The following is a 14,564-nucleotide window of genomic DNA, read 5'->3' as shown; positions in this document are numbered from 1 at the left end:
TCACTCGTAGTTGGCCTCACCGAGCAAGGCGACGGCGTCGGCGTTCAGCGAGCCGTACGCCTTGGCGTCGACCGGCATCCGCTTGAACTCGCCCCAGCCGGCGATCAGCTCCACCGGCGCCACCTCGGGGTTGACCGGGAACTCGAAGTTGTTGTCGACGAAGTGGCTCTGGCCGTCGGTGGCGAGCCACTCGAGCAGCTTCTGCGCGTCCTCGGCGTTGTCGCTGTTGGTGGTGACACCGGCACCGGAGATGTTGACGTGGGTGCCGTCGCCCTGCTGGCTGGCCCAGAAGACCTTCACCTTGTAGTTCGGGTCCTCGTCGAGCTTGCGGCCCACGTAGTAGTGGTTGCTGATCCCGATGTCGCAGGCACCGGAGTCGATCGCATCCAGGAGCTCGACGTCGTTGCTCATGATCTGGACGTCGTTGGCCATCCAGCTCTTCACGATCTCCAGTGCGCGCTCGCGCCCGTGCAGGTCGATCAGGCTGGCGACCAGGGACTGGGTGTAGGAGGCGGTCGCGTCACGCATGCAGACCCGTCCGCGCCACTTCGGGTCGCCGAGCGCGGCGTAGCTGTCCACCGGGTCGATGTCGGCCGGGTCGACCCTGTCCGGGTTGTAGACGACGGTGCGGGCACGCATCGCCAGGCCGAACCACTCGCCGTTCGGGTCGCGCAGGTCCTCGGGGACGGCGGCCTCCAGAGCCGGCGAGTCGAGCGCCTGGAACTGGCCCTGCTCGGAGGCGTTCCACAGGTTGCCGGCGTCGACGGTCATGAAGATGTCGGCCGGGCTGTCCTTGCCCTCCTTCTTCAACCGCTCGAGAAGCTCGGCGTCGTCGCCGTCGAGGAACTCGACGGTGATCCCGGTCTCGTCGGTGAACTCCTCGAACGCCTTCTCCAGGTCGTAGTGGCGAGCCGTGTAGACCTGAAGGTCCGCGGGCTCGTCGTCGGAGAAGATCCCGCAGCCGGAGGCGACGACGGAGAGGGCGGCGAGTCCGGCGACCAGCGCGGTGCGACGCATGGGGATTCCTTTGTCTGATGAAGTCGGAAAATGCAGGTAAGCCTAACCAACTAGGCGGCGCACCGCGAGACCTGCCCCGGAGAAGACAGCCGAGGGGGAAAAGCAGAAAGACCCGATCGGAGATCCGATCGGGTCTTTCATCTGTACGCCATCAGGGACTCGAACCCCGAACCCGCTGATTAAGAGTCAGCTGCTCTGCCAATTGAGCTAATGGCGCTTGTTTCTCGCCCCCGGTTGCCCGGCGACAGATGAAACTTTACACCGGCATCGGCCACACCGGAAATCGGGGGGCTCAGCAGCCGGGAGAGCTGCTGGGACAGGGCTTAGAGGTACAGCCCCGTGCTCGCCGTACCCAGCCGATCGGCGGCAACCGCGTGGACGTCGCGCTCCCGCATCACCACGTACACCTCTCCGTGCACCTCGACCTCGGCCTTCTCGTCGGCGTCGAAGAGCACCCGGTCACCGACCTCGACCGCGCGGGCGTTCGGCCCGACCGCGACCACCTTTGACCAGCTCAGACGCCGGGCACCCATCGCCGCGGTCGCGGGGATCACGATGCCGCCGGACGACCGGCGCTCCCCCGCCTCGTTGTCCAGTTCGACCAGGAGTCGGTCGTGAAGCATCTTGATCGGGGTCTTGTCACTCACGGGTACAGCGGTGTCCGTTTCGGTTCTGGGGCGAGGGGATCGTCAGTTGACGATCTTGCGGATGACGGCGAGCACCACGATCGTGCCGACGACGCCTCCCACGACCTTGAGGATGTTGTCGGTACGGGGCTGCCCGGTCTCGACGTCCACGAAGTGGGCCTTGATGTCGGCCACCTGGCGGTTCACGATCGTCTTCGGGTGTGCGCGATAGACGAGTTGGTCGATGGTGTTGGCAAGACGCTCACGCGTCTGCTCCATCTCCGCCTCGAGTGCGCTCATCTCGTTGGTCACCTCCGCAGGCTACCAAGATCACACGGTAGGTTCGCAGACCTGCACAGATCGCCCCGGACGAAGGAGTTCCCATGACCGCTTCCACCCGCCTCGCCGTTGGCGACCTCGCCCCCGACTTCACCCTGCCTACCGACGACGGCACCGAGGTGACGCTCTCCGCTCTGCGCGGCCGCAAGGTGATCGTCTACTTCTACCCGGCCGCGATGACGCCGGGCTGCACCAAGCAGGCCTGTGACTTCACCGACTCCCTCGACTCGCTCAAGGCGGCGGGCTTCGAGGTCATCGGCATCTCCCCCGACAAGCCGGAGAAGCTCGCCAAGTTCCGCGAGCGGGACGCACTGACCATCACCCTCGCCTCGGACGCCGACAAGTCGGTGATGACGAGTTGGGGCGCGTTCGGTGAGAAGAAGCTGTACGGCAAGGTCGTCCAGGGCGTGATCCGCTCCACGATCGTCGTCGACGAGGAGGGCAAGGTCGAGCTCGCCCAGTACAACGTGAAGGCGACCGGCCACGTCGCCAAGCTGCGTCGCGACCTCAAGCTCGACTGACGCCTGGACCACCCGCTCAAACGGCGCGGCAGCCCTCTAGACTGTCGGCGCTCAGCCGAAGTGGTGGAATTGGCAGACACGCAGGTTTTAGGTACCTGTGCCTTCGGGCGTGGGGGTTCAAGTCCCCCCTTCGGCACAATGTAGATCCAGCGTGACGGGAGCAGATGGTGAGCAACGGCTCGGGCGATGCGAACAACGGCGGACAACCGCCCCCATGGGGCCAGCAGCCCCCGGCCGGTGGCTGGCAGCAGCCTCAGCCTCCCCAGGGCCAGTGGGGCCCCGGGCCCGGACAGTTCGGGCACAACCCCTACCAGCAGCCGCCGAAGAAGTCGCGCGGTCCGCTGATCGCCACACTCGTCGCACTGCTGCTGGTGGTCGTCGGTGGCGTGATCGCAGCCATCGTGTTGATGGGCAGCGACGACGGCGACGACAAGTCGGCCAGCGACGCGGAGACCTCGGCGAGCAACGAAGGCTCGGAGTCCTCGGAGCCGACCGAGACGGCGTCGACGGAGCCGACCACCGCTCCCCCGGCCGGCGATGGCCAGGTCAGCGGCAAGGGCTACGTCTACACCCTGCCCGAGGGCTGGAGCGACGTGACCGAGGAGTTCCTCAAGAAGAGCCCGATGCCCAGCATCGACACCGTCTCCGCAGCCGGACCTGCCCTGGCCATGTCGCCGGGCAACTTCATCGTCGAGACGATGTCGGTCCCCGAAGGCAGCACACCGGAGAAGTTCCGGGCCAGCTGGGAGCGGACCGTGACCGGCGCGCTCGGCGGTGACATCACCCCGATGCCCACCGACAACGTCGAGTTCGGTGGCTCCGATGCGATCGGGATGCGGTTCGAGCACGACAAGAACCCGGCCAACCTGCCGCTGGTCCAGCACGCCTACCTCTTCATCGAGGGCGACACCGCCTACGCGGTCTCACTGACCATGCAGGCCAGCGAGGAGGACGAGCTCTTCGCCAAGTTCACCGAGCTGCGGGAGAGCTGGACCTTCCAGTAACCCGTTGCTTCAAGCACTGAGGGGCGTGACCGGTCCGGTCACGCCCCTCGCTGCTTTCTCTGCTCTGCGTCAGCTCAGCGCCGCCACGATCAGCGGCGCGATCGTCGCCATCGCCTTACCCCGGTGGGAGATCGCATCCTTCTCCGCCACGCTCAGCTCGGCGGTGGTCCGCTCGTAGCCGTCGGCCACGAAGAGCACGTCGTAGCCGAAGCCGCCCTCGCCGCGGACCTCACGGATCACGTGACCGTCCATCCGGCCCTCGACCACCTGCTCCGAACCGCCCGGCAGACAGAGCGCCACCGCGCAGGCGAAGTGCCCGCCGCGGCGCTCATCGGGGACGTCGGAGAGCTGGGCGAGCAGCAGCTCGTTGTTCCGCTGGTCGCTCTTCGGCGGCCCCGCCCAGCGCGCCGAGAGCACGCCCGGCATGCCGTTGAGGGCGTCGACGCAGATCCCGGAGTCGTCAGCCAAGGACGGCAGCCCGGTAGCTGCCACGCCGGCGCGGGCCTTGATCAGGGCGTTGCCCTCGAAGGTCGGCGCGTCCTCGATCGGCTCGTCGTACTCGACGACGTCGTCGAGACCGAGCACCTGGACCCCCGGCACCAAGGGCGCCAGGATCCGCTCCATCTCCCGGAGCTTCTTCGCATTGCGCGAGGCCAGGAAGATCCGGGGGCCGGGCTCGGTTGCCATCTCAGGCACCGGCCAACGCCTCGTTCTGCAGCCGCGTCAGATCCGCGCAGCCCTTGGCAGCGAGGTCGAGCAGCGCGTCCAACTCGGAACGGACGAACGGCGCACCCTCGGCGGTGCCCTGCACCTCGACGAAAGCACCCTCGCCGGTCATCACGACGTTCATGTCGGTCTCGGCCCGGACGTCCTCGACGTACGGCAGGTCGAGGCGCGGAACACCGTCGATGATGCCGACCGAGACCGCGGCGACCGAGCCGGTCAGCGCGTTGGAGACCCCCAGGTGCGCGCAGGCGTCGGCCAACGCGATGTAGGCGCCGGTGATCGCGGCGGTACGGGTGCCGCCGTCGGCCTGGAGCACGTCGCAGTCGAGCTGGATCGTGTTCTCACCCAGCGCCTCATAGTCGATGACGGCGCGCAGGGAACGGCCGATCAGCCGCGAGATCTCGTGGGTACGGCCACCGATCCGGCCCTTGACCGACTCCCGGTCCGAGCGGGTGTTGGTGGAGGCCGGCAGCATCGCGTACTCGGCGGTGACCCAACCCAGGCCGGAGCCCTTGCGCCAGCGCGGCACACCGGTCGAGGCTGACGCCGCACAGAGCACCCGCGTGCCACCGAACTCGATCAGCACCGACCCGGCCGGGTGGTCGAGCCAGTTGCGGGTGATCTTGATCGGGCGGAGTTCGTCATCGGCACGGCCATCAACGCGAGTTGTCATGGCTCGACCTTAAACGCCACCGCCGACAACGACGCAGGGCCCGGCCGCCTCAGCGGACCGGGCCCTGCGCTACAGCGGAACTACTTGATCTCGGCCCTCTGCACCCGGAACCAACCGAGTACCAGCGGCAGCACGATCCAGATCAGCATGCCGGTCCCGACCTGGGCCCACTCCTCCCCGCCGACCCCGGCTGGGTCGAAGAGCTTGGACGACGAGGTGGACAGGTCGAACCAGAGCAGCTTGTCCTGTGCCGCGGTCCAGATCGCGGTCACGATGCTGACCACCATCGGCACCGCGAAGTAGGCCACGATCGCGAAGGCACTGTTCAGCAGGGCCAGGCCGAAGGCGAAGCCCCACAGTGCACCGATCAGGAGGGCCAGCAGCACCCGCACCAGGTACGGACCGCTGACGTCCTCCCACGGGTCGTTGGCGCCGGCGATCGGCGTCAGCACCGCGGCGATGACCAGCGCCACCAGGTAGGCAGCGATCACGAACAGGGTCGCCGCAGCCAGCTTCGCGACGAGCACGCGCCCACGGTTGGGGACCAGCGCGAAGGTGACCAGGCCGGTCCGCTGGCCCCACTCCTGGGTGACCAGCAGCACGGCGAGAACGGGCAGCAGGATGCCTTGCGGCATCGCCGAGAACTGCAGGAACGCCAAGAACGGCAGGTCGTCGTTGGAGAAGATCAGGAACAGCGTGTTGACGGCGACGGTGATGATCGCGATCGCCAGCAGCAGCCACAGCCCGGCACGGGTGTCGGTCATCTTGCGGACCTCGACGCCGACCAACTTGGCCATCGACGGACGCTTGCTCTCGGAGATGTCGATCATCCCGGGCTCCAGCGTGGTGGCACTCATGCCTGAGCTCCTTCGGTGGTGGCACCAGCGGGGTAGATCTCACGCTGGGTCTCTGCGGTCAGTTCAAGGAAGAGGTCCTCCAGACCGCCGTCGGCGGGCCGGAGCTCGATCATGGTGACGCCGAGGTTGGCGGCGACCTTGCCGATCTGGACGCTCTCGACGTCGGCCCGGAAACCGTCGGCGACGGAGACCGCGACGATGCCCGAGGCGGTGAGCGCCTCCAGCAGCTTCTCCTGCTCGACGGCGCGGAAGAAGGTGCCCGAGTTGGTCAGCATCTCCGAGGGCTTGCCCTGGGCGACGATGGTGCCGCGGCCGATCATCACCAGCTCGTCGGCGACCTGCTCGACCTCGTGCAGCAGGTGGCTGGAGAGCAGCACCGTGCCGCCACGGTCGGCGTAGCCCTTGAGCAGGCCGCGCATCCAACGGATACCGGCCGGGTCGAGGCCGTTGGCCGGCTCGTCGAGGATCAGCACCTGCGGGTCGCCCATCAGTGCGTTGGCGATGCCGAGACGCTGACGCATACCGAGCGAGTAGTTGCGGACCCGGCGCTTGGCCTCACTGTCGGTCAGCGAGACCAGGTGCAGCATCTCGTCGACCCGCGAGGTCGGCAGGCCCATCGTGGCGGCACTCAGCGCGAGGACCTCGCGGCCGGTCCGACCGGCGTGCTGTGCCGAAGCGTCGAGCAGGACGCCGACATGGCGACCGGGGTTCGGGATCTGCAGGTAGTCGTGGCCACCGATGGTGACCCGGCCGGAGTCGGCCCGGGTCAGGCCGACCATCATCCGCATGGTGGTGGACTTGCCGGCGCCGTTCGGTCCGAGGAAGCCGGTCACGCGGCCGGGTTGGGCCACGAAGCTGACATCGTCGACGGCGGTGAAGCCGCCGTAGCTTTTGGTGAGGTTCTCAACCTTGATCATGGCACCAGCCTGCCGTACCGCAGGGTCGCGCCACATCGGTCGCAAGCCTGTTTCCGTCTACAACCAAAGTTGTAGACGGCTCGGTCCCACGGTCGATGCGGGCCGGGGCCGGCACTCTCTAGGGTGAGCCACGTGAAGTGGAACATCGACTGGAACCCGAGCCCGGCCCCTTGGGAGGCGGAGGGGATCAGTCGACGCGGGAGCATCGCCCGTTACCTGGGATGTCTCGCGATCAGTCTGACCGTCTGGTTCACCACCGCGCCGCTCCGCCCCGACACCGCTCACTGGGTCCTGGTGCTCGACGTCGTGCTCGGCGTCTGCTCGTTCGTGGTGCTTCATCTGCGCCGCCGGTACGGGGTGACGATCGCCCTGCTCACCGCGATCGCCTCGATCTTCTCCACGGCGTCGACCGGCCCGGCGACGTTGGCCGCCGTCTCGGTGGCGACCCGCCGCAAGGTGCCGCAGGTGGTCCTGATCGGCCTGGCCAACGTGGCCGCCGCCGTCCTGCTCAACGCCTACGTCGGGATCAAGTCCGAGACCCCGCTGATCGACCTCTCGGTGAACTTCGCGTTCGCCGCCGCGATGATGGCCTGGGGGATGTACATCGGGTCACGTCGTGAACTCCTCTACAACCTGCGCGACCGGGCCCAGCGGGCCGAGGCCGAACAGGCACTGCGCAGCGAGAAGGCTCGGGGCGACGAGCGTTCCCGGATCGCCCGCGAGATGCACGACGTGCTGGCCCACCGGATCAGTCAGGTCTCCATGCAGGCGGGGGCCCTGACCTTCCGCGAAGATCTCTCCACGGAGCAGTTGCGGGCCGGTGTCGGCGTCATCCACGAACAGGCCAACCTCGCGTTGGAGGACCTGCGCAGTGTGCTGGGCGTGCTCCGCGACCCGGACACCGGCCAACTGCTCGACCGGCCCCAGCCGACCTGGCGCGACATCGAGGCGCTGGTCCAGGACGCCCGCGAAGCGGGTCAGACGATCGAGTTCACCGACACCGTCTGCGACGCCGAGACGTTGGCCCCGGCGATCGGCCGGACCGCCTACCGGATGGTCCAGGAAGGGCTCACCAACGCCCGCAAGCACGCCCCGGGTGCCACCATCACGCTCCAGGTGAGCGGCGACGCCGAGACCGGTCTGGCGATCACGATCAGCAACCCGCTCGGGTTCGCACCGTCACCTGTCCCCACCTCGGGGCTCGGCCTGGTCGGGTTGAACGAACGCGCCGAGCTGGCCGGCGGCACACTGGAACATCGACGGGATGGTCACGCCTTCGTGCTCCGTTGCTGGTTACCGTGGTCCCCGTGAGCGAAACCCCCATCGGCGTGCTGATCGTCGACGACGACCCCCTCGTGCGCGCGGCTCTCTCACTGATGTTGGGCGGGCAGAGCGACCTCACCGTGATCGGCGACGCCGAGGACGGCAACGCGGCGCTGACCGCCGTGCGGAAGCTGAACCCCGACGTCGTGCTGATGGATATCCGGATGCCCGGGATGGACGGTCTGGAGGCGACCCGGCAACTCCACCTGGCGCCGCAGCCACCACGGGTGATCGTGCTGACCACCTTCGATGCCGACGACTACGTGGTCAGCGCTGTGGCCGCCGGTGCCGACGGCTTTCTGGTCAAGGACACCCCTCCGGCCGAGATCGTCGCCGCGATCCGCGCGGTGGCCGACGGCGACCCGATGCTGTCGCCGTCCGCGACGGCGTCACTGATCCGTCAGGTCCGCAACGAGGAGCCCGACCGGGCCGCCGCCGCCAGGAGCCGCCTGGGACAGCTCACCGACCGGGAGCTCGAGGTCGCGGTCGCGGTCGGTCGCGGCCTCAGCAACGCCGAGATCGGTGCCGAACTCCACCTCTCCGTACCGACCGTGAAGACCCACGTCTCGCGGCTTTTCGAGAAGCTGCAGACCACCAACCGGGTCCAGGTGGCGATCTGCGTCCACGACGCCGGCCTGGTCTGAGGGACCGGTCCGGATCAGATCTCGTAGACGTCGCCGACCTTGGCCAAGGTCAACGGACCGTCCCACACCTCGCGTGCCTCGTTGAACGCGATCTGCTTGTCGTGCCACGGCGGGATATGGGTGAGCACCAGTCGCTTGGCACCGGCCCGGTTGGCCAGCTCGCCGACCTCGACGCCGGTGAGATGGATCCCCTCGGGGTTCTCGTCCTCGTCGCAGAACGCCGCCTCCGCGAGGAGCAGGTCGGCGCCCTGAGCGGCCCGGTCGAGCCCTTCGCAGGGGGCGCAGTCGCCCGAGTAGACGAGGGTCCGGCCGGCGACGGTGATCCGCAGCGAGTAGGCGGTGACCGGGTGCAGCACCTCGATCGCCTCCACGTGGAACGGGCCGAAGTCGAATCCCTGCTCGGGGTAGGTGCGGAAGTCGAACTCCTCGTGCATCCCGGGCTCGGGGGCGAGGTCGTAGGCACCGTGCATCCGGGCCGGTGTCTCCGGTGGACCCCAGACCGGGATCAGCGGCGCATGGCCGCTGGGGTGGTATTTGCGCATCACGTAGTAGCCGCACAGGTCGAGGCAGTGGTCGGCGTGCAGGTGGCTCAGCAGGACGCCGTCGATGGTCAGCGGGTCCGCGAAGTTGTGCAGGCTGCCCAAGGCGCCGCTGCCCAGGTCCAGCAGGACCCGCCAGGTGCGGCCCTCGAACTCCTCCTCGAGGAGGTAGCAGCTCGCGGGTGAGTCCGGGCCCGGATAGGAGCCCGAGCAGCCGACCACGGTGAGCTTCATGCCAGACCTCCCGCGAACTGACTCGCCACCACCAACTCGGGGCCGAGGAAGCGGCGCCCGATCCCGGCGAAGTCCTCGGTGCTGCCGGTGGTCAGGAACCGGTGCGACGGGGTGCCGTCGGCCGCCATCAGATCACGCTGTACGAGCATCCGGTACACGTCCTTCGCACACTCCTCGGCGCTACTGACCAGGGTCACCTGGTCCCCCATCACATAGGAGATGACACCAGTCAGCAACGGGTAATGGGTGCACCCCAGGATCAGCGTGTCGACTCCGGCGGAGGTGAGCGGGTCCAGGTACTCGTGTGCGGCGGCGAGCAGGTCGGGTCCGCCGGTGATCCCCTGTTCGACGAAATCCACGAAGCGTGGGCAGGCCTGGGTGGTCAGGGTGACATGCGGCGCTGCCGCGAAGGCGTCGTCGTACGCCATCGACTCGGCGGTGGCCCGGGTGCAGATCACGCCGATCTGGCCGGTCCGGCTGGCCGCGACCGCGCGCCGGGTGGCGGGATAGATCACCTCGACCACGGGGACGTCGTAGCGCTCGCGCGCATCGCGCAGCATCGCGGCGCTGGCCGAGTTACAAGCGATCACCAACGCCTTGACGCCCTGCTCGACCAGGTGGTCCAGGCACTCCAACGCGTACTCGCGTACCGCGCTGATCGGCTTCGGGCCGTACGGCTGGCGGGCGGTGTCGCCGAGGTAGAGCACCGACTCGTGGGGCAACTGATCGATCACCGAACGGGCCACGGTGAGGCCACCGAAGCCGGAGTCGAAGATGCCAATGGGTTGGTCGCTCACGAGAGGTCAGGGTAGTCGTCGCCGGGCCTGCTGGCAGCACTTGGCGACAGACATCACGCGCTTGCAAAAGCAAGCACGTTTAGGGTGGTCAGATGGCTCGCACTGTTCCACGCCGTCACCGGACCGCTGGCGTTGCGCTCGCCGTGGCGCTGGTGTTGGCAGCGCCAGGTTGTGCACCGCAGGCGGCACCGCCGGAACGCGACACCGCCGCCCGGGCTGCGCAGAGCGCGCCGAACCACCCCAGCCGGGTGGTGCTGATCTCGGTGGACGGCCTGAACCCGTCGGCGATCACCAAGCTCGGGCGGGCCCGGACGCCCAACCTGCACCGGCTGTTGCGCGAGGGCGCCGGCACCCTGAACGGGCGCACGTTGGTGGAGAAGACGATCACGCTGCCGAACCACACCGGGATGCTCACCGGACGCCGGGTGGACGCTCGACACGGTGGCCACGGCGTCACCATCAACCACGACCCCGGCACGACCGTGCAGCGCTACGCCGGCGAACCGGTCGCCTCGGTCTTCGACGAGGTCGACGCCGCGGGTGGCCGCACCGCCCTGTACGCCTCGAAGGAGAAGTTCAAGTTCTTCAAGCGGAGCTGGCCCGCGAGCATCGACCGGTTCGTGTGGCGGACCAGCAATGCGAAGCTGATGCGCTCCCTGCGCGCCGGGCTGCGCTCCTCCCCCGCGACGTTGAGCTTCCTGCACCTCTCGGCCCCCGACGTCGCCGGTCACGCCCACGGCTTCATGACACCGCGGTACCTGGACGCCGTCAGACAGGTCGACAAGCTCCTCGGCTCGCTGATCACGACGATCCGGGGCACCGCCAGGCTCCGGTCCAGTACCGCGATCGTGTTGACCGCGGACCACGGCGGGCCGCGCCGCCACAAGCTGCACTCAGTTCGAACGGTGCGCGCCAACTACCGGGTCCCGGTGCTGGCCTGGGGCCCGGGCGTGGAGCACGGCAACCTCTACGCGATGAACCGGGCGTTCGCCAGCCCGGGTACGGCACGGCCCAGCTACGCGGGCAAGCAGCCGATCCGCAACGGGATGGTCGCCAACCTGGCGCTCAGCCTGCTCGGGATCGACGCCGTCCACGGCAGCACGTTGGACCCGCAGCAGAAGCTGCAGGTCCACCGGCGCTAGGCCCAGAGCTGACCTTCGAGGCGCGCTTCGGCCTCGTCGACGGTGCCTTCGTAGGCACCGGTGGAGAGGTACTTCCAGCCGGCGTCGGCGACCACGAACGCGATGTCGGCGCGTTCTCCGGCCTTGACCGCCTTGGCGGCTTGGCCCAGCGCGGCGTGCAGGATCGCACCGGTCGAGATGCCGGCGAAGATGCCTTCCAACTCCAGCAGTTCGCGGACCCGACGCACGGCGTCACGCGGGCCCACCGAGAACCGGGTGTCGATCAGCGAGGCGTCGTAGAGCTCCGGCACGAACCCCTCGTCGAGGTTGCGCAGGCCGTAGACGAGCTCGCCGTAGCGCGGCTCGGCAGCGACGATCCGGACGTCCGGCTTCGTCTTGCGGAAGTAGCGCGAGACGCCCATCAGGGTGCCGGTCGTCCCCAGACCCGCCACGAAGTGGGTGATCTCGGGGAGGTCGGCCAGCAGTTCGGGGCCCGTGCCCTCCTCGTGGGCGAGCGCGTTCGCGGCGTTGCCGTACTGGTAGAGCATCACCCAGTCGGGGTGCTCGGCAGCGACCTTCTTGGCCACCCGCACGGCTTCGTTGGAGCCGCCCGCTGCCGGTGAGGAGACGATCTCGGCTCCCCACATCCGCAGCAGCAGGCGCCGCTCCTCCGAGGTGTTCTCCGGCATCACGCAGACCAGGCGGTAGCCCTTGAGCTTGGCCGCCATGGCCAGCGAGATCCCGGTGTTGCCGGAGGTCGGCTCCAGGATGGTGCACCCGGGGCGCAACAGTCCGTCGGCCTCCGCCTGCTCGATCATCTTGAGGGCCGGACGGTCCTTGATCGAGCCGGTGGGGTTGCGATCCTCCAGCTTGGCCCACAGGCGAACCTGCGGGTTGGGCGACAGCCTGGGCAGGCCGACCAGCGGGGTGCCGCCGACCGAGGCCAGCAGGTTGTCGAAACGTGCCACAGGACTCAGCGCGCTCCACCGGCGACAGCCGGCAGCACGACAACCTGGTCGCCGTCGCTCAGGTTGGCCTCGAGGCCACCGATGAAGCGGACGTCCTCGTCGTTGATGTAGACGTTGACGAAGCGACGGAGGTCGCCGTTGTCGATCAGACGGTCCTTGATGCCGGGGTGGTTGGCCTCAAGGTTGTCGATCAGCGCGGACAGGGTGGCGCCTTCACCGGAGACGGCCTTCTCGCCGTCGGTGTAGGTGCGAAGGATGGTCGGGATCTTGACCTCGATAGCCATCTGGCTTTGCTCCTTGTGAATGTACTGCTGGGAGTGAACTGAACTGTGGGTGTGACTCAGTCGAGGCTCGGCACGACGGCGACCTCTTCTTCGGTCACCGCGCCGTCCACGATCCTGTAGGACCGAAACTCCACCGGCCCCTCGTTATTCCCGTGCTCGCGGGTGGAGACCAGCACGTAGTGGGCCCCCGGCTCGCTGGCCAGACCGATGTCGGTCCGGCTCGGGTACGCCTCGGTAGCGGTGTGCGAGTGGTAGATCACGACCGGCTCCTCGTCGCGGTCCCACATCTCCTTGTAGAGCTCGAGCAACTCGGTGGAGTCGAACTCGTAGAAGGTGGGGCTGCCGGCCGCGTTCACCATCTCGACCACCCGCTCGGCGCGATCGCTGCCCTCGGGACCGGCGACGACGCCACAGGCCTCGTCGGGGTGATCACGCTTGGCGTGCGCCACGATGGCGTCATAGGTGGCTTGGGCGATGGTCAACACGGACCAAGGTTAGGCGAGGAGACGAAAGCCACCGGAACAGGGCCACGGATTGGACCGTGTCACGCCTTCGGCGCAGTGCGTTTACCCTTACGACATGCACGAACTTCACCCAGCCCTACAACCACACTTCGAGACCGTCCTGTCTCGGAACCCGGCGGAGTCCGAGTTCCACCAGGCCGTGCTCGAGGTGCTGGGGTCCCTCGGCCCTGTTGTCGACAAGCACCCCGAACTGCTCGACCTGGCTGTTATCGAGCGTCTCTGCGAGCCCGAACGGCAGCTGATCTTCCGGGTTCCGTGGACCGACGACCAGGGCCGGGTGCACATCAACCGTGCGTTCCGGGTCGAGTTCAACTCCGCGCTCGGCCCGTACAAGGGCGGCCTGCGGTTCCACCCCTCGGTGAACCTGGGCATCGTGAAGTTCCTCGGCTTCGAGCAGATCTTCAAGAACGCGCTGACCGGCCTGCCGATCGGTGGCGGCAAGGGCGGTTCGGACTTCGACCCCAAGGGTCGTAGTGACCGTGAAGTGATGGCGTTCTGCCAGTCCTTCATGACCGAGCTGTACCGCCACATCGGCGAGTACACCGACGTGCCCGCGGGTGACATCGGTGTCGGCGGCCGCGAGATCGGCTACCTCTTCGGTCAGTACAAGCGGATCACCAACCGTTACGAGTCCGGTGTGCTCACCGGCAAGGGCATCGGTTGGGGCGGTTCGCTGGTCCGCACCGAAGCCACCGGTTACGGCACCGTCTTCTTCCTGAACGAGATGCTCTCCGCCGCCGGCCAGAGCCTCTCCGGTCGCCGGGTCGTGGTCTCGGGCTCCGGCAACGTCGCCATCTACGCCGCGCAGAAGGCCGCCGCTCTGGGCGCCCACGTGGTGGCCTGCTCGGACTCCGGCGGCTACGTCGTCGACGAGGCCGGCCTCGACATCGAGCTGCTCAAGCAGATCAAGGACGTCGAGCGCGGTCGCCTGACCGACTACGCCGCCCGTCGCCCCGGCGCCAAGCACGTCGCCGGCGGTTCCGTCTGGGACGTGCCGTGTGAGGTCGCGCTGCCGTGTGCCACCCAGAACGAGCTGGACGGCAACCACGCCCAGACGCTGGTCGCCAATGGCGTGATCGCCGTCGCCGAGGGCGCGAACATGCCCAGCACCCCGGACGCCGTGCGGGTCTTCCAGGAGAACAAGGTGCTCTTCGCACCGGGCAAGGCCGCCAACGCCGGTGGTGTCGCCACCAGTGCCCTGGAGATGCAGCAGAACGCCTCGCGTGATCGCTGGACCGCGGACTACACCGAGGAGCGGTTGCGCCAGATCATGGTCAACCTGCACAACCGGTGCGCCAGCGCCGCCGACGAGTACGGCACGCCCGGCAACTACGTCGCCGGTGCGAACATCTCCAGCTTCCTGCAGGTCTCCGAGGCGGTCGTCGCCCTCGGTGTGATCTGAGCCGAAGCAGAGCAACGCGAAACGCCGCGACCCCGAAGGGGCCGCGGC

18 protein-coding genes and 2 tRNA genes are annotated in these 14,564 nt (G+C 68.0%); 7 read left to right on the top strand and 13 right to left on the bottom strand.

Annotated features, from left to right (window positions below):
- From ACLM5J_RS05385 to ACLM5J_RS05370, 4 genes are all read right to left on the bottom strand, one after another.
- Positions 1-1,017: an extracellular solute-binding protein gene (locus ACLM5J_RS05385; protein WP_413655040.1), complete on the bottom strand. Its 1,017-nt coding sequence runs from the start codon at positions 1,015-1,017 to the stop codon at positions 1-3.
- A 144-nt stretch (positions 1,018-1,161) separates the two neighbouring features.
- Positions 1,162-1,234 (bottom strand) — tRNA-Lys (locus ACLM5J_RS05380).
- A gap of 106 nt (positions 1,235-1,340) precedes the next feature.
- On the bottom strand, positions 1,341-1,640 hold the full coding sequence (locus tag ACLM5J_RS05375; RefSeq protein WP_413655293.1) for a GroES family chaperonin: 300 nt from the start codon (positions 1,638-1,640) through the stop codon (positions 1,341-1,343).
- A 66-nt stretch (positions 1,641-1,706) separates the two neighbouring features.
- Positions 1,707-1,955, bottom strand: a complete 249-nt coding sequence (locus ACLM5J_RS05370; RefSeq protein ID WP_413655039.1) for a DUF3618 domain-containing protein — start codon at positions 1,953-1,955, stop codon at positions 1,707-1,709.
- A 71-nt stretch (positions 1,956-2,026) separates the two neighbouring features.
- Here ACLM5J_RS05370 and bcp point away from each other — a divergent pair, with 71 nt between their 5' ends.
- From bcp to ACLM5J_RS05355, 3 genes are all read left to right on the top strand, one after another.
- Positions 2,027-2,503 (top strand): thioredoxin-dependent thiol peroxidase, encoded by a 477-nt coding sequence (bcp, locus tag ACLM5J_RS05365; protein ID WP_413655038.1) that lies wholly within the window; start codon positions 2,027-2,029, stop codon positions 2,501-2,503.
- A 54-nt stretch (positions 2,504-2,557) separates the two neighbouring features.
- A tRNA-Leu gene (locus ACLM5J_RS05360) sits at positions 2,558-2,639 on the top strand.
- Positions 2,640-2,670: 31 nt separating this feature from the next.
- Positions 2,671-3,507 (top strand): hypothetical protein, encoded by an 837-nt coding sequence (locus tag ACLM5J_RS05355; RefSeq protein WP_413655037.1) that lies wholly within the window; start codon positions 2,671-2,673, stop codon positions 3,505-3,507.
- Positions 3,508-3,576: 69 nt separating this feature from the next.
- Here ACLM5J_RS05355 and rdgB read toward each other — a convergent pair whose 3' ends face one another.
- The 4 genes from rdgB to ACLM5J_RS05335 form a co-directional block, all read right to left on the bottom strand.
- Positions 3,577-4,194, bottom strand: a complete 618-nt coding sequence (rdgB, locus tag ACLM5J_RS05350; RefSeq protein ID WP_413655291.1) for an RdgB/HAM1 family non-canonical purine NTP pyrophosphatase — start codon at positions 4,192-4,194, stop codon at positions 3,577-3,579.
- A gap of 1 nt (position 4,195) precedes the next feature.
- Positions 4,196-4,906, bottom strand: a complete 711-nt coding sequence (gene rph, locus ACLM5J_RS05345) for a ribonuclease PH (RefSeq protein WP_413655036.1) — start codon at positions 4,904-4,906, stop codon at positions 4,196-4,198.
- Between the two features lie 80 nt (positions 4,907-4,986).
- Positions 4,987-5,763, bottom strand: a complete 777-nt coding sequence (locus ACLM5J_RS05340; protein ID WP_413655035.1) for a hypothetical protein — start codon at positions 5,761-5,763, stop codon at positions 4,987-4,989.
- Positions 5,760-6,680: an ABC transporter ATP-binding protein gene (locus ACLM5J_RS05335; RefSeq protein WP_413655034.1), complete on the bottom strand. Its 921-nt coding sequence runs from the start codon at positions 6,678-6,680 to the stop codon at positions 5,760-5,762. Before ACLM5J_RS05335 ends, ACLM5J_RS05340 begins: the two co-directional genes overlap by 4 nt.
- Before the next feature lie 132 nt (positions 6,681-6,812).
- Between ACLM5J_RS05335 and ACLM5J_RS05330 the strand changes: the two genes are divergently transcribed.
- A complete protein-coding gene (locus tag ACLM5J_RS05330; RefSeq protein ID WP_413655033.1) occupies positions 6,813-7,991 on the top strand; it encodes a sensor histidine kinase in 1,179 nt (392 codons plus the stop codon).
- Positions 7,988-8,647, top strand: a complete 660-nt coding sequence (locus ACLM5J_RS05325; RefSeq protein ID WP_413655032.1) for a response regulator — start codon at positions 7,988-7,990, stop codon at positions 8,645-8,647. The genes ACLM5J_RS05330 and ACLM5J_RS05325 overlap by 4 nt, the downstream gene beginning before the upstream one ends.
- Before the next feature lie 14 nt (positions 8,648-8,661).
- On the opposite strand, the gene ACLM5J_RS05320 is transcribed toward ACLM5J_RS05325, so the two are convergent.
- Both ACLM5J_RS05320 and murI read right to left on the bottom strand, forming a co-directional pair.
- The gene (locus ACLM5J_RS05320; RefSeq protein ID WP_413655031.1) at positions 8,662-9,420 is read right to left on the bottom strand and encodes an MBL fold metallo-hydrolase; all 759 of its coding nucleotides are present in this window, start codon (positions 9,418-9,420) and stop codon (positions 8,662-8,664) included.
- On the bottom strand, positions 9,417-10,217 hold the full coding sequence (murI, locus tag ACLM5J_RS05315; protein WP_413655030.1) for a glutamate racemase: 801 nt from the start codon (positions 10,215-10,217) through the stop codon (positions 9,417-9,419). The genes ACLM5J_RS05320 and murI overlap by 4 nt, the downstream gene beginning before the upstream one ends.
- Before the next feature lie 92 nt (positions 10,218-10,309).
- Between murI and ACLM5J_RS05310 the strand changes: the two genes are divergently transcribed.
- Complete coding sequence (locus ACLM5J_RS05310) at positions 10,310-11,359, top strand: alkaline phosphatase family protein (RefSeq protein ID WP_413655029.1); 1,050 nt, start codon at positions 10,310-10,312, stop codon at positions 11,357-11,359.
- On the opposite strand, the gene ACLM5J_RS05305 is transcribed toward ACLM5J_RS05310, so the two are convergent.
- Genes ACLM5J_RS05305 through ACLM5J_RS05295 form a run of 3 tightly spaced genes read right to left on the bottom strand, consistent with a single transcriptional unit; the run spans position 11,356 to position 13,075 of the window.
- Positions 11,356-12,306, bottom strand: a complete 951-nt coding sequence (locus ACLM5J_RS05305; protein WP_413655028.1) for a PLP-dependent cysteine synthase family protein — start codon at positions 12,304-12,306, stop codon at positions 11,356-11,358. The genes ACLM5J_RS05310 and ACLM5J_RS05305 overlap by 4 nt on opposite strands.
- A 5-nt stretch (positions 12,307-12,311) precedes the next feature.
- Complete coding sequence (locus ACLM5J_RS05300) at positions 12,312-12,590, bottom strand: MoaD family protein (protein ID WP_413655027.1); 279 nt, start codon at positions 12,588-12,590, stop codon at positions 12,312-12,314.
- A gap of 56 nt (positions 12,591-12,646) precedes the next feature.
- On the bottom strand, positions 12,647-13,075 hold the full coding sequence (locus ACLM5J_RS05295) for a Mov34/MPN/PAD-1 family protein (protein WP_413655026.1): 429 nt from the start codon (positions 13,073-13,075) through the stop codon (positions 12,647-12,649).
- Positions 13,076-13,169: 94 nt separating this feature from the next.
- On the opposite strand from ACLM5J_RS05295, the gene gdhA reads away from it, so the two are divergent.
- The gene (gene gdhA / locus ACLM5J_RS05290; RefSeq protein WP_413655025.1) at positions 13,170-14,516 is read left to right on the top strand and encodes an NADP-specific glutamate dehydrogenase; all 1,347 of its coding nucleotides are present in this window, start codon (positions 13,170-13,172) and stop codon (positions 14,514-14,516) included.
- Positions 14,517-14,564 lie beyond the last annotated feature (48 nt).

This window comes from Nocardioides sp. Bht2, from assembly GCF_047308515.1.
In the GTDB taxonomy this organism is placed as follows: domain Bacteria; phylum Actinomycetota; class Actinomycetes; order Propionibacteriales; family Nocardioidaceae; genus Nocardioides.
This window is presented reverse-complemented; position numbering and strand designations above follow the sequence as displayed.